Origin of the sequence: Streptomyces tropicalis, from assembly GCF_029269835.1 — a bacterium.
GTDB lineage: Bacteria > Actinomycetota > Actinomycetes > Streptomycetales > Streptomycetaceae > Streptomyces > Streptomyces tropicalis.
In genome coordinates this window covers 137,502-151,011 of sequence record NZ_JARJBB010000002.1, presented here as the reverse complement: position 1 = coordinate 151,011, position 13,510 = coordinate 137,502, and the positions used below count along the sequence as shown (strand labels likewise).

At 73.6% G+C, this 13,510-nt stretch carries 12 protein-coding genes; 6 read left to right on the top strand and 6 right to left on the bottom strand.

Features of this window, described 5'->3' with window-relative positions; translation table 11 throughout:
• Nucleotides 1-157 precede the first annotated feature (157 nt).
• The 5 genes from P3H78_RS04630 to P3H78_RS04610 are packed head-to-tail and all read left to right on the top strand — an operon-like array spanning nt 158 to nt 5,884.
• Entirely contained in the window at nt 158-3,046 is a 2,889-nt protein-coding gene (locus P3H78_RS04630) for a sensor histidine kinase (protein ID WP_276107467.1), read from the top strand.
• On the top strand, nt 3,043-3,546 hold the full coding sequence (locus P3H78_RS04625) for a roadblock/LC7 domain-containing protein (protein WP_276107466.1): 504 nt from the start codon (nt 3,043-3,045) through the stop codon (nt 3,544-3,546). Before P3H78_RS04630 ends, P3H78_RS04625 begins: the two co-directional genes overlap by 4 nt.
• Nucleotides 3,543-3,956, top strand: a complete 414-nt coding sequence (locus tag P3H78_RS04620) for a DUF742 domain-containing protein (protein ID WP_276107465.1) — start codon at nt 3,543-3,545, stop codon at nt 3,954-3,956. The genes P3H78_RS04625 and P3H78_RS04620 overlap by 4 nt, the downstream gene beginning before the upstream one ends.
• The gene (locus P3H78_RS04615; RefSeq protein ID WP_276107464.1) at nt 3,937-4,578 is read left to right on the top strand and encodes a GTP-binding protein; all 642 of its coding nucleotides are present in this window, start codon (nt 3,937-3,939) and stop codon (nt 4,576-4,578) included. The genes P3H78_RS04620 and P3H78_RS04615 overlap by 20 nt, the downstream gene beginning before the upstream one ends.
• Before the next feature lie 40 nt (nt 4,579-4,618).
• A complete protein-coding gene (locus P3H78_RS04610) occupies nt 4,619-5,884 on the top strand; it encodes a styrene monooxygenase/indole monooxygenase family protein (RefSeq protein WP_276107463.1) in 1,266 nt (421 codons plus the stop codon).
• Here P3H78_RS04610 and P3H78_RS04605 read toward each other — a convergent pair.
• The 4 genes from P3H78_RS04605 to P3H78_RS04590 all read right to left on the bottom strand — a co-directional run bounded on the left by P3H78_RS04605 (nt 5,845) and on the right by P3H78_RS04590 (nt 9,307).
• On the bottom strand, nt 5,845-7,179 hold the full coding sequence (locus tag P3H78_RS04605) for a C40 family peptidase (protein WP_276107462.1): 1,335 nt from the start codon (nt 7,177-7,179) through the stop codon (nt 5,845-5,847). The genes P3H78_RS04610 and P3H78_RS04605 overlap by 40 nt on opposite strands.
• A 112-nt stretch (nt 7,180-7,291) precedes the next feature.
• Nucleotides 7,292-7,618 carry a DUF8847 domain-containing protein gene (locus P3H78_RS04600; RefSeq protein WP_276107461.1) on the bottom strand — a complete coding sequence of 109 codons (327 nt, stop codon included), beginning with the start codon at nt 7,616-7,618 and terminating at the stop codon, nt 7,292-7,294.
• A gap of 10 nt (nt 7,619-7,628) precedes the next feature.
• The gene (locus tag P3H78_RS04595; protein ID WP_276107460.1) at nt 7,629-8,285 is read right to left on the bottom strand and encodes a TetR/AcrR family transcriptional regulator; all 657 of its coding nucleotides are present in this window, start codon (nt 8,283-8,285) and stop codon (nt 7,629-7,631) included.
• An 83-nt stretch (nt 8,286-8,368) separates the two neighbouring features.
• A complete protein-coding gene (locus P3H78_RS04590) occupies nt 8,369-9,307 on the bottom strand; it encodes an AurF N-oxygenase family protein (RefSeq protein WP_276107459.1) in 939 nt (312 codons plus the stop codon).
• A 124-nt stretch (nt 9,308-9,431) separates the two neighbouring features.
• Here P3H78_RS04590 and P3H78_RS04585 point away from each other — a divergent pair, with 124 nt between their 5' ends.
• Nucleotides 9,432-10,538 carry a ferritin-like domain-containing protein gene (locus P3H78_RS04585; RefSeq protein WP_276107458.1) on the top strand — a complete coding sequence of 369 codons (1,107 nt, stop codon included), beginning with the start codon at nt 9,432-9,434 and terminating at the stop codon, nt 10,536-10,538.
• Nucleotides 10,539-10,576: 38 nt separating this feature from the next.
• On the opposite strand, the gene P3H78_RS04580 is transcribed toward P3H78_RS04585, so the two are convergent.
• Nucleotides 10,577-12,046: a penicillin-binding transpeptidase domain-containing protein gene (locus P3H78_RS04580; RefSeq protein WP_276107457.1), complete on the bottom strand. Its 1,470-nt coding sequence runs from the start codon at nt 12,044-12,046 to the stop codon at nt 10,577-10,579.
• A gap of 19 nt (nt 12,047-12,065) precedes the next feature.
• Nucleotides 12,066-13,427, bottom strand: coding sequence for an FtsW/RodA/SpoVE family cell cycle protein (locus P3H78_RS04575; protein WP_276107456.1), 1,362 nt, complete (start codon nt 13,425-13,427; stop codon nt 12,066-12,068).
• Nucleotides 13,428-13,510 lie beyond the last annotated feature (83 nt).

Sequence of the window (13,510 nt, the reverse complement as noted above, 5' to 3'; positions counted from 1 at the left end):
GGACCACTGCCCACCGGCACTGGGAGGGTCGGGAACCGACGCAGGTCCCCCCTGGTCGAGCGGAATCGAGAGCTCGGAGAGGGTGTACGTACCGTCAAGCGGTTGACGGGCCGCCACCCGGGCCCATGAGTACACGAGTACAGGAATGCGAGCACCGGTGCAGAAGACGCGGACTCGGCGCACAGGCAAGCGGAAGGCCTCCGCAGGAGGTCCGGAGCAGTCGCCCGCGACGCCCCCCGTCGGCAGGGGCCGCCCCACCCACGTACGCAATCGGCTGATCGCCGCGGTGGCCGTCGTGGCCGCGGCGGTGGCCGGAGCCGGCGCACCCTCGGTGGTCGCCGCCTCCGGGCAGCTGAGCGACGCGCAGGGCCTGGTCACCCTCTCCGGGCAGACCCAGGACGCCCTCGCGCTCGCGCACGCGCTCGCGGACGAACGGGACGAGGTCACCTCCTACGTCGCCGCCGGGCGGCCCCAGGACAAGGCGCCCTCCGAACAGCGCAGCACCCGTGTCGACCGGCAGGTCGACGAGCTGCGCGCCGAGCCGGGCCTCCCGTCCTGGCTGCGCACCGACCTCGACGGCATCGCCGCCGTGCGCCGGGCCGCGCTCACCGGGCAGAGCACCGCGCTCCAGGCCCACCAGGCCTACTCGGCCGCCATCACCGAGCTGCACCGGCTCGCCGAGGAGCTCGCCGACCGGATGCCGCCCGGCACCGACACCGGCACCCACGCCCTGGCCGCCCTGGACACCGCGGTGCAGCAGGCCGCGTCCGCCCGGGGCCTCCTCCTCGCGGCGCTCAGCGTGCCGCGCGCCACGCAGACGGCCGTCGACCCGGCCACCGGGCTGCCCACGACCGCCGGCTCCGGCGAGACCGAGCAGCGCGACGCCCTCAGCGCCGCCGCCCAGCAGGCCCGGCTGCGTTCCGACGCCGCCCTCGCCGACTTCCGCGACACCGCCCCCGACGCGGCCCGCGGCTCCTACGACTCCACCGTCACCGGGCCCGAGGTCAACTCCGCCGTCAAGTACCTGGCGGCGCTGACCGGCCAGCCGACGTTCTCCGAGCACGACCTGAACATCAGCCTCAAGAAGGCCGACGCGGCGCTCAGCGCGCGGGTGGACCTGATGCGCGGCGCGGAGTCCTCCCTCTACGACCACCGCACCAAGGACCTGGCCAGGCTCCGCGACGACGACGTCACCGCGCTGGAGCTGCGGATCGCCCTGCTCGGCGCCCTGCTCGTGGTGGCCCTGGGCGTCGCCACCGCCCTGGCGCGCACACTCACCCGTCCCCTCGCCGTGCTCCGCCTGGGCTCCGCGCGCCTGGCCGGCGCCGAGGACCCCGCGGCCGAGGACGTGCTGAAGTTCACCGGCCGAAACGACGAGTTCGCGCAGGTCGTGCGCTCCGTCAACGCGCTGCACACCCGGGCCGCCGCCCTCGGCGAGCGCGTCGCCACCCTGGAGACCGACCGCAAGCACCTGGTCGGCCAGCGCCAGCGGATGGCCGACGCCCGCGAGGAGCTGCGCGCGGAGCTGACCGCGTCCGCCGCCCAGATGGAGCGGCTGCGGACCAGCATCGGCGGCACCTTCGTCAGCCTGGCGCTGCGCACCCTGGGCCTCGTCGAGCGGCAGCTCGCCGTCATCGAGAGCCTGGAGGAGCGGGAGCAGGACCCCGAGCGCCTGGCCACCCTCTTCAAGCTCGACCACTTCGCCACGGTCATGCGCCGGCACAGCGAGAACCTCCTGGTCCTCGCCGGCACCGAGCACCTCCAGCAGAGCGCCGGGCCGGTCCCGCTCGTCGACGTGGTCCGCGCCGCGGTCAGCGAGATCGAGCGCTACGAGCGGGTGCGCATCTCGGCGCTTCCGCCGCACGCGCACGTGGCCGGCTTCGCCGCGGACGACCTCAGTCACCTGCTGGCCGAGCTGATGGAGAACGCGACCGCCTTCTCCCCGCCCGACCAGCCGGTCGAGGTCTCCGGCTGGCTCCTGGAGAACGGCGAGGTCATGCTCTCCGTCCAGGACGAGGGCATCGGCATGACCGGACAGCGGATGAACCGTCTCAACACCCGCCTCTCCACGTTCGACCCGGAGGCCCCCTACGACCAGGAGTCCGACGACGGACTCGGTCTCGGCCTCTACGTGGTGGCCCGCCTCGCCCAGCGGCACGGTGTGCGGGTGCAGCTGCGCGAGCAGAAGCAGGGCGGCATCGCCGCCGTGGTCGTGGTGCCGCAGTCGCTGCTGGCGGCCGCCCCGGCCGCCGCCGTCGCCGCGCCCGGACCGGTCACCGAGGGCGCCCAGGGCTTCTCCCTGCCGGGAGCGGCCGCCGAGGTCAACTCCAACGTGCTGTACGGCCGTGCCCAGGACGGCGACCCGCTGGTGGCGCTGGCGGAGAAGGCGGTCCGGCGCTCGGAGGAGGCCGGCGACGCCCGGTCCGGGCAGCCCGCCAGGCACGCGGCACCGCAGCATGCGGCACCGACCCCCCCGGCCGCCGCACCGTCGGTGCCCGCGCAGTCCACGCCCCTGCACGCGGCGCACGAGAGCCCGGCCGAGAGCACCATGGAGCTGCGGCTCCCCAACCCGGCGTCGGAGCCGGACCCGCAGGCCTTCCGCCGCACCCCCGAGGCGGACCCGGCCCACGCGCGTCCCGCTGCCCGCACCCCGGCCGAGGCGCCGTCCGCCCCGCACGGGCCGACCGCGTACGGCCAGGGGACCCACACCGACGGCACCGGCGGACCCCACGCGGGAACCGCCGGCGACGGCGGCCCGGAGCACGGGCGGGTCCCGGACGAGGCCGAGGACTCGGTCACCGCCAAGGGCCTGCCCAAGCGCACCCCGAAGATCACCGCACCGGCCCAGGCCCCGCGCCAGCGGACCGGGTCGGTGGACGCCGAGGCACTCCGCCGCCGCCTCGGCGGCTTCCGCAGCGGCGCGCAGGCGGGCTACCGCGAGGTCGAGGCGGAGATCGCCGAGCACACGTCGCAGAGCCGCCGGCCGGCCGCGGACGCACATGCCGAAGAAGCCACGGGGGGCACCGTCGAGGAGGCAAGCAGTTGACCGCGCCCAGTACCTTCGGGCTGAGCAGTGAAGCCCGCAACCTGCATTGGCTGCTGACCAACCTCGTCGAGGAGGTGCCCGGCATCCTCTCCGTCGCGGTGGTCTCCTCCGACGGTCTGCTGCTGCTCTCGTCCGATCCCGGTCGCAACGACGAGGCCCGCGAGGGCCTCGGCGCCCGGCGCGCGGGCCCCCGCGGATCCTCGGCGGACCTCGCCACGATCGTCTCGGGCATCGGAAGCCTCACCATCGGCACCGCCAAGCTCATGCGCTTCGGCGGGGTCAAGCACACGATGGTCGCGATGGACGAGGGAAGCCTCTTCGTCATGTCGATCAGCGACGGCTCGCTGCTCGGCGTCCACGGCAACGCGGCGTGCGACATGAGCGTGGTGGCCTACCACATGGCGCTCTTCGTCGGCCGCGCCGGACACGTCCTGACGCCCGAACTCCGCAGCGAGCTCAGGAAATCCCTGGAGTCCCAGTCGGCGGGGAGCGCCCGATGACCAGTCCGTCCAAGCACCACCTCCCGGTCCGCGGCGGGGGTCGCAAGCCCGCCCGGGTCCGGCCCTACTCGCTCACCGGCGGCCGCACCCGCTTCGGCCACGTCCTCCTCGTGGAGACCTTCGTGGCCGCGCTGGAGGCCCCGCCGGAACGCAAGGAACTGACGAACGGCTCGCTCACCACCCGGGTCATGCCGGAGATGCAGGCCATCGTCGAACTGTGCCGCCGGATGCGTACGGTGGCCGAGATCGCCGCGCTGCTGAAGATGCCGCTCGGTGTGGTCCGCGTGCTCCTCAGCGACCTCGCGGACCAGGGAAAGATCCGTGTGTACGGAACCGGAACGGGCCACGGTGTGGGCCGCCCGGACCGCGCTCTGCTGGAAAGGGTGCTGAGTGGACTCCGCCGTCTCTGACGCCGCCTCCTTCGGTGTCTCCCCGCTCCTCGACGAAGAGGACCACCCGCAGTCCTGGCAGACGGACCGCAACCGCGCCCCCATCGCCACGAAGATCGTGGTGGCGGGCGGGTTCGGCGTCGGCAAGACGACGCTGGTCACCTCCGTCTCCGAGATCACGCCTCTGCAGACCGAGGCGCTGATGACCGAGGCGAGTGAGGAGACCGACGACCTCACGGCCACGCCGGACAAGTCGACCACCACGGTGGCCATGGACTTCGGCCGCATCACGCTCGACGACGACCTGGTGCTCTACCTGTTCGGCACGCCGGGCCAGCAGCGGTTCTGGTTCATGTGGGACGACCTGGTGCGCGGTGCGATCGGGGCCGTGGTGCTGGCCGACACCCGCCGCCTGAAGGACTGCTTCCCCGCGCTCGACTACTTCGAGAGTTGCGGGCTCCCCTACGTCGTCGCGGTCAACCACTTCGACGGCACCGAGATGTTCGAGCCCGAGGATGTGCGCGAGGCTCTCACGATTCCCCCGCACATACCTGTCATGATCATGGACGCGCGGCGCAGGATTTCGGCCATCGAATCCCTGCTCGCCCTCGTGGCTCACGCACTCGAGCACACACCCGCGTAATCCGCGAGTAGCCCAGCAAGACATAGGAGACACCACCCGCATGCGGAAGATACTCGTCGTGGGGGCCGGCCAGTCCGGCCTCCAGCTCGCCCTCGGCCTCCAGTCGCACGGGTACGAGGTCACCCTGATGTCCAACCGGACCGCGGACGAGATCCGCGCCGGCCGGGTCATGTCCACGCAGTGCATGTTCGACACCGCGCTGCAGCACGAGCGCGACCTCCAGCTCAACTTCTGGGAGTCCCAGGCCCCGAGGATCGAGGGGCTCGGCGTCTCCGTCGCCGCCCCCGGCTCCTTCGACCCGGGCCCCTCGCAGCGCGCCATCGACTGGGTGGGCCGGCTCGACGGGTACGCCCAGTCGGTCGACCAGCGCGTCAAGATGGCCGGCTGGATGGAGACCTTCGCCCAGCGCGGCGGCCAGCTCGTCATCCACGGCGCGGCCGTCGGCGACCTGGACTACTTCTCCCGGACCTACGACCTCGTCCTCGTCTCGGCGGGCAAGGGCGAGCTGGTCTCCATGTTCGAGCGGGACGCCTCCCGCTCCCCGTACACCGACCCGCAGCGCGCCCTCGCGGTGGCCTACGTGCACGGCCTGGGCCCGCGACCGGAGCACCCGGAGTTCGACGCGGTCCGCTGCAACCTGGTGCCCGGCGTCGGCGAGCTGTTCGTCATGCCGACGCTCACCGTCTCCGGCCGCGCCGACATCCTCTTCTGGGAGGGCATCCCCGGCGGTCCGCTGGACGTCTTCAACGGCGTCAAGGACCCCTCGGAGCACCTCTCCCTGACGCTGGAGCTCATGGAGAAGTTCCTGCCCTGGGAGTACGCGCGGGCCACCAAGGTGGAGCTGACCGACGCCGGCGCCACGCTGGCCGGCCGCTACGCCCCGACCGTGCGCAACCCGATCGGCCGGCTGCCCGGCGGCGGTCTGGTGCTCGGTGTCGCCGACGTCGTCGTCGCCAACGACCCGATCACCGGTCAGGGTTCGAACTCGGCGTCCAAGTGCGCCGCCGCGTACCTCGCCTCCATCACCGAGCACGGCGACCGGCCGTTCGACGAGGCCTGGATGCAGCAGACCTTCGACCGCTACTGGAACACGGCGCAGCACGTGACCAAGTGGACGAACGCCATGCTCGCCCCGCCGCCGGAGCACATCCTGAACCTGATCGGCGCCGCCGGCCAGCTCCAGCCGGTCGCCGACCGCTTTGCCAACGCCTTCAACGACCCGGCCGACTTCGAGAACTTCTTCTACGAGCCGGCCAGGACCGAGGCCTACCTGGCCGAGGTGGCGGGCGCCGCGGGCGCCGCGTAGAACCCCGCGTCCGGCCCGCCCGGCGCATCCGGGGGGAGCACCGGCGGCGTGTACCGCCGCAGGGGCTCCCCGCCCGGGTCGGGCCGCACCGCGCCCAGCACCGGGTTGGCCGCTACCGGTGAGACCTTCACGCGGGTGCCGGGCCGCGGTGCCTGCACGACCAGCCCGCCGCCGAGGTAGAGGGCGACGTGCGTGGCCTCGTGGAAGTACACGACGAGGTCGCCGGGCCGCAGGTCGCTGAGCGCGACGCGCGGCAGCCGCGCCCACTGCTGCTGGCTGGTCCGGGGGATCGGGGTGCCGGCGTACCCCCAGGCCTGCGAGGTCAGCCCCGAGCAGTCGTACGCCTGCGGACCCTGGGCGCCCCACTGGTAGGGCTTGCCGAGCTGCCGCACCGCCCAGCGCACGGCCCGCGCGCCCGCCTCGCTCGGCGCCCGCCCCCCGGCCGCTCCGGGCACGCCCGGCGCACCCGGAGCAAGCGGCGCACCGCCGCCCGCCAGTGTCCCCGCACCGCCGGACGCCACGGCCGCGGCCGACGGCCCGGCGGCGACCCCGGGCGCACCCCCCGCACCCGCGGATACCGAAACCCCGGGTCCCGAAGCCCCGGGCGCCTGCGGTGCCCCGGTGAGGCCGAGGGCGCCCGAGGCGAGGAACTCCCGCTGGGCGTCGGCGATCCCGCGCTGCTCGAGCGCGGCCAGCGCCGCCAGTTGCGCGGGGGTGAGCGAGGACAGCAGCCGCTCCACGCCGGACAGCCGGCCGCGCACGTCGTCGCGCGCCGTGCGCTGCCTGGCCGCCAGCCGGGTCCGCGCGTCCAGTGCCGCACGCGCCCGCCGGGCCAGCCCGTCCGCCGCCCGCTCCCGTCCGGCCAGCCGCCCGACCGTCTCCGCCTGCTCCCGCGCCAGCTGCCCGATGAGGTGCCCCTCCTCCAGGGCGTGCTGCGGATCGCGCGCCAGTAGCAGCCGGACGTAGGGGGAGAGGCCGGTGCTGCCCTGGTACTGCCGGCGGGCGAGCCGTCCGGCCGCGCTGCGGCTGTCGCGCAGGGCGGCCCGCGCCCGGGTCAGCTCGGCCTCCAGCAGGGCCGCCTCGGCGCGCTGCTTCGTCAGCCGCTCCGCGGTGGCGTCGTAGGCCTCGGTGGCCCGCTCGGCCTGCCGGTAGCGCTGCTGGAGGTCCTTCAGCAGGCCTGCCACGGAGCGCTGGGCCGGCGGCGGCGCGGGCGCGGCCGCCGCGGACACCGGGGCGAGAGCGGCCTGCGCCGCCACCGCCGCCGTACACACCAGACGGAGCACCCGTCCCGCCACGTCATCACCTCCGGTGCCGAGCGGTCTCTCCGCTCCGCACCGCGAGCATGGAACGCGGCGGACCTATCAGATGAATTTCGGCACCCGGTGTGCGCCGTCCGGCGCAGCGAGGTCACCCCTGGGTGCCGTCCGGGCTGCCGTCCGGGGCCGCGACGGCCCCCGTCCCGCCGGCACGCTCCGGCCGCGACCAGGGCCACCGCAGCCCGCCGCCCCGCTTCCCCTCCGGGTCGAACAGGTACTTCCAGCCGGTCGGCACCCCCAGCCGACGGCTGTGGCCGCGGGGGACCCGGCGGTAGACCAGCACGGTGGGCGGGCCGCCCGCGGCGTCCGGGACCGGGATGCGGTACGTCTTCGGGGGATGGCCGGTGGGCCCGAGCAGCACGGGCAGCACCCGGCCGTCCAACGGGCCGCCCTCGAACGGGGTGTCCTGACTCTTCACGGCACCAGTGTCAGCCATCCGCCGGGGGCAGCGCGGCCAGCACGGCCGCCGTCTGGGCGTCCCGCCCCGCGGTCACGCCCAGCACCGCCACGAACTGCTCGACCAGCCAGTCCCGCAGCTCCTCGGCGGGCGGCTGCTTGTCCTCGTCCAGCCAGATCAGCGAGGCCGCCTCGACCGCGGTGATCCACATGCGCACGGTCATCCGCAGCCGGGGGCCGGGGTCCTCGACCCGCAGATGGCTGAGGATGTGCTCCGCCGCGGCCCGCCGGACGCCGTCCACGATGGCGGTCGTCCGCGAGGTCTCCACCACGCTGCCACCCTGGAGGAGCGCGGTGAAGCCGGCGTCGTGCTGGTCCACGAAGGCGAGGTAGCGGTCCAGGGCGCGGGCGAGCCGGGGCAGCAGCGGGCCCTCGCGGGGCTCGTCGAAGCAGTGCCGGAGCTCCTCGGCGGCGGACCGGAGCGCGGCCTCGTACAGCTGCTGCTTGCCGCCGGGGAAGTACCGGTACACCAGCGGGCGGGAGACCCCGGCCGCCTCCGCCACGTCGTCCAGCGACACCTCCTCGGGCGCCCGGTGCGCGAACAGCGACAGCGCCGCGTCGAGCAGCTGGGCCCGGCGTTCCTCGACGCTGAGTCTCCGGTAGGCGGGAGTGGGGGCCTGGGGGGTCATGACCGGCAGCGTAATCGCTGATCCGGCGGCCCGGCGGGTACGCCCGGCGCCGGCTGCGGGCGCCACCGGTGCCGGGCGCGCGATCAGGCCAGCAGGCCGGAGGACTTCCACAGCCGCCGTCCCACCCCGCGCAGCACGCCGATGTCGTCGAGGAAGTCGGTCAGCCGCTTGGCGCCCGTCTGCATCACCTCGCGCCGGTGGCCGCTGGCCTTGACCTGCGCCAGGGCCTCCCGCTTGTCCAGGCCGACGTTCGTGTAGACCTCGGGGTTGACGAAGGCGACCGAGAAGACGCGGGCGAACTCGCCGGAGGTGACCCGGGTGAACTCCTGCGACCAGCGCGGCGCCGTCACCATCTGCCGCCGCAGCTCCTCGCGGGCGTAGCGCACGTGCCGGGCCTCCTCCACGACGTGGATCCGCGTGACGCCGCGGATCAGCGGCTGCACCCGCTCGTCCGGGAAGGTCAGCCGCTGCATCCAGTCCAGGACCTCCTCGCCGAGCAGGGTCGCGGTGAAGGACCCGGGGGTCGTCGAGATCGTCTTGAACAGCCGCCCGAGGTTCTGGTGGGCGCGGCTCACCGGGTACCAGGGCGTGCCGCCGCGCTCGATCACCCGCGCGAACATCTTCGAGTGCCGGCACTCGTCCTCGATCTCCGTCAGGGCGTACCGCACGTGCGCGCTCGTGGCGGCCTTGTCGTAGATGTGCCGGACCAGGAGCTGCATGAGGATCAGCTCGAACCAGATGCCGAGGGAGGCCAGCGCGGCGGCCTCGTGCTGGGAGAGCTGGATCCGCTGCTCCTCGCCCATCCGCTTCCACAGCGGCGTGCCGTACAGCGACACCAGCTCGGGCGGCCAGAACCACTTGCCCTCCTCGAAGGGCGCGTCCCAGTCCAGCTCCTTGTCCGGGTCGAAGGAGTGCTTGGCGGACGAGTCGAGGAGCCGCTCGGCCACCTGCTCGCGGTCCTTGAGCAGGCCGAGCGCGTCCCGCAGTCCCGCGAGCGCGTCGGCTTCCGTCACGGTCGTCATGGCTGTCCCACCTCGTTGCCCGGGGTCACGTGTCCTGGAGTCTTATGAGACTGCTTGTCAGCAAGAGCGTCAATCCCTTGCACATGACTTGTTGACCCGGCGTCTACGTGTGAGCCTGCGGAGTATGCCGACCTACGACCTGTACGCGAAGGATCCGGGCGAGTCCCGGTGGCAGGTGCCCGCGAGCGGCTCCGCGCGCTTCAGCTGGGAGTACGACGACGGCCGCGACCGGCTGCTCGCCCTGTACCAGAAGGGCAAGGACAAGCAGTGGGACGGGCAGAAGCGCATCGACTGGGACCTGGAGGTCGACCCCTACGACGCGCTCGGCACCCCGGAGGAGTCCATGACCCTCTACGGGACCCCGTACTGGGACAGGATGAACGAGCGGGAGAAGGGCGAACTGCGACGGCACTACGCCTCCTGGCAGTTCAGCCAGTTCCTGCACGGCGAACAGGGCGCGATGATCTGCGCGGCGCGCATCGTGGAGTCGGTGCCCGACCTGGACGCCAAGTTCTACTCCGCCACCCAGACCATGGACGAGGCCCGGCACGCCGAGATCTACGGGCGCTTCCTGCACGAGAAGATCGGGATGCTCTACCCGATCAACGACGACCTCCAGGCCCTGCTCGGCGACACCCTCCGCGACAGCCGCTGGGACATGCCCTACCTCGGCATGCAGGTCCTCATCGAGGGCCTCGCCCTGGCCGCCTTCGGCATGATCCGGGACACCACCACCAAGCCGCTGCCCCGGCAGATCCTCGCCTACGTCATGCAGGACGAGGCCCGGCACGTGGCCTTCGGCCGCCTGGCGCTGCGCGACCACTACCGGCAGCTCACCGACGCCGAACGGCGCGAGCGCGAGGAGTTCGTCATCGAGGGCTGCTACCTCATGCGCGACCGGCTGCGCGGCGTGGAGGTCCTGGAGAACTTCGGCATCCCGCGGGCCGAGGCCGAGGAGCTGAGCGAGCGGTCGGAGTTCCTCCAGCTCTTCCGCCGGCTGCTGTTCAGCCGCATCGTCCCGTGCGTCAAGGACATCGGCCTGTGGGGGAAGCGGCTCCAGCAGGCCTACGTCGACATGGGCGTCCTGGAGCTGGGGGACTCCAGCCTCGACCGGCTCATGAACGAGGACGAGGAGATCGCCGAACGCCTCGACGCCGAACGCTTCGCCGCCGAGGAGAAGGCCCGGGTGGCGGAGGTGGCCGAGGCGGTCGAGGAGGGTGCGACGGGCTGAGCCGCCGCACGCTCCCCGGGCCGCCGCCCGGGGCTCCCTCAGCGGGCCGGCGGCGTGTGCAGCACCGCCTCCATCACCGACTTGGCGATCGGCGCCGCCGTCCCGCCGCCGCTGATGTCCCCGCGCCGCGCGGAGGCGTCCTCGACCACCACGGCCACTGCCACCCGCGGTGCCGTGTCCCCGCGGCCCTGCGCCCAGGAGACGAACCAGGCGTACGGCATGCCGGTGTTGCCCACGCCGTGCTGGGCGGTGCCGGTCTTGCCGCCGACCGTCGCACCCCGGATCGCCGCGCTCCGGCCGGTGCCCTCGGTGACCACGTCCGTCATCAGCTCCTGGAGCCGCTCCGCGGTCGACGGGTGCATCACCTGCCGCGCCGACCGCGACCCGGCCGTCGCCACCGGGTCACCGCCGCTGCGGGTGGTCCGCTCCACCAGGTACGGCGTCCGCACCTGCCCGCCGTCGGCCACCGCCGCCGCCACCATCGCCATCTGCAACGGGGTGGCCCGCGTGTTGTACTGCCCGATCGACGACAGCGCGAGCTGCCCCCGGTCCACCGTCGTGTCGAAACTGCTCGGCGCCACCGAGAACGGGATCCGCAGCCCCCGGTCGTTGAAGCCGAAGTCCTGCGCCGCCGCCCGCATCCCCGCCACGCCCACGTCCACGCCCAGCTTCGCGAACACCGTGTTGCAGGAGAACTCGAACGCATAGCGCAGGGGGGCGTCCTCGCAGTCCTCGGCCTCGTTCGCCAGGCGCGTGGTCGTCCCGGGCAGGGTGTAGGGGTCGGGGGAGTCGGTCGGCTCGTCCAGGTCCGTCACCACCCCGCTGTCCAGCGCGGCCGCCGCGGTGACCACCTTGAACGTGGAGCCCGGCGGATACGTCTGCCGCACCGCCCGGTTGAGCATCGGCTGCGCCGGATCGGAGTTCAGCCGGTTCCAGGCCCGCGTCACCGCGGGCCCGTTGCCGGACAGCTCCGCCGGGTCGTACGACGGGGCCGACACCAGCGCCAGGATCCGGCCCGTCGTCGGCTCGATCGCGGCGACCGCGCCCCGGCGCGCGCCCAGCCCCGTGTAGGCGGCCCGCTGGGCGGCCGGATCGAGTGTGGTGACCACGTCGCCGCCCGGGTTCTGCGCCCGGGTGAAGTCGTTCCACAGCGGGAACGCCGACAGCATCGGATCGGTGCCGGACAGCACCCGGTCCTCGGCGTGCTCCAGCAGCGTCGTCCCGTACCGCTGCGAGGCGAAACCGGTGACCGGCGCGTACAACGGCCCCTGCGTGTAGGTCCGTTCGTAGCGCAGCTGCTCGCCGGTGTCCCGGGAGCCGGTGACCGCGCGGCCCCCGACCAGGATCCGGCCGCGCGGCTGCTCGTACCGGGCGATGGTGGGCCGCCGGTTGGCCGGATTGCCCCCGTACGACGGACCCTGCAGCACCTGCAGCCAGGCCGTGTGCACCAGGAGCGCGGTGAGCAGCACCACGCCGAAGGCGGTGGCGTGCCGGATGTACCGGGTCACGACGGAGTCCCCTCACCGGTCACGGCGCCACCGTCCCGTCGTACTGACGGCGCGCCACATCGCTCACCCGGATCAGCAGCGCGACGATCGCCCAGTTGGTGACGACCGACGAGCCGCCCTGCGCGAGGAACGGCATCGCCATCCCGGTCAGCGGGATCAGGCCGGTCACCCCGCCCGCGATCACGAACACCTGCAGGGCCACGATCGAGGCGAGTCCGACGGCGAGCAGCCGGCCGAACGGGTCGCGCAGCGCCAGGCCCGCACGGTAGCCCCGCTCCACGAGCAGCCCGTACAGCAGGAACACCGCGGACAGCCCGGCCAGGCCCAGCTCCTCGCCCGCGGTGGCCAGCACGAAGTCCGACTTGGCCGCGAAGCCGATGAGGATCGAGTGGCCGAGGCCCAGTCCGGTGCCGAGCACCCCGCCCGCCGCGAAGGAGAACAGCGACTGGGCGACCTGGCCCGGGCCCTGGCCCGCCCGGATGGAGGCGAAGGGGTCCAGCCAGTCCTGCACCCGGCTGTGCACATGCGGCTCCAGCCAGCCGACCGCGACCGCCCCGGCACTCGCCAGCAGCAGCCCGACCGCGATCCAGCCGATGCGTCCGGTGGCGACGTACAGCAGGACCACGAACAGCCCGAAGAACAGCAGCGAGGTGCCCAAGTCCCGCTCCAGCACCAGCACCCCGACGCTCAGCAGCCAGATCGCCACCACCGGTCCGAGCACCCGGCCGGTGGGCAGTTGCAGCGGCCCCAGACGGCGGCCGGTGAAGGCCAGCGCACTGCGGTTCGCGGCCAGGTACGCGGCGAAGAACACCGCCAGCAGCACCTTCGCGAACTCGCCCGGCTGGATGGAGAACCCGCCGACGCGGATCCAGATGCGGGCGCCGTTGACCGCCGGGAAGGCGATCGGCAGGGTCAGCAGGGCCAGCGCGGCGACCACGCACACGTAGGCGTAGCGCTGGAGCCAGCGGTGGTCCCGCAGTACCAGCACCACGAGGATGAACAGCGCCACACCCAGCGTCGACCACACCAGCTGGATCGGCGCCGCCCGCTCGCCCGGGGTCTCCAGGTCCAGGCGGTAGATCAGCACCAGACCCAGGCCGTTGAGCAGCACGCCGATGGGAAGCAGCAGCGGATCGGCGTAGGGGGCCCGCAGCCGGACCGCGCCGTGCGCGAGCAGCGCGAGCACGGCGAGCCCGGCGCCGTAGACGGCCGCGCCGGGCGGGAGGGTGCCGTGCTTGGCCAGGCCCACCGCGCAGTAGCCGTACACCGACAGCAGGACGGCCAGGACGATCAGGGACAGCTCGACGCCGCGGCGCCGGGCCAGCCGGACGGCGGGCGCCGGGGGCTGCGCCGTGGACACGGCGGTTCCGGCCTCGGTCATGTCCGGAACCTGCTCATGGGTGACACCTCGTCCGCTGGGGGAGTCAGCGCCGGCGCGGCGCGGATCCGGCGGAGGGTGCGACG

What these genes read in the sequence shown, in the direction of transcription:
- P3H78_RS04620 (WP_276107465.1), top strand. Translation starts at nt 3,543, where the DNA reads ATGACCAGTCCGTCCAAGCACCACCTCCCGGTCCGCGGCGGGGGTCGC.
- P3H78_RS04610 (WP_276107463.1), top strand. Translation starts at nt 4,619, where the DNA reads ATGCGGAAGATACTCGTCGTGGGGGCCGGCCAGTCCGGCCTCCAGCTC.
- P3H78_RS04595 (WP_276107460.1), bottom strand. Translation starts at nt 8,285, where the DNA reads ATGACCCCCCAGGCCCCCACTCCCGCCTACCGGAGACTCAGCGTCGAG.
- P3H78_RS04590 (WP_276107459.1), bottom strand. Translation starts at nt 9,307, where the DNA reads ATGACGACCGTGACGGAAGCCGACGCGCTCGCGGGACTGCGGGACGCG.
- P3H78_RS04585 (WP_276107458.1), top strand. Translation starts at nt 9,432, where the DNA reads ATGCCGACCTACGACCTGTACGCGAAGGATCCGGGCGAGTCCCGGTGG.
- P3H78_RS04575 (WP_276107456.1), bottom strand. Translation starts at nt 13,427, where the DNA reads ATGACCGAGGCCGGAACCGCCGTGTCCACGGCGCAGCCCCCGGCGCCC.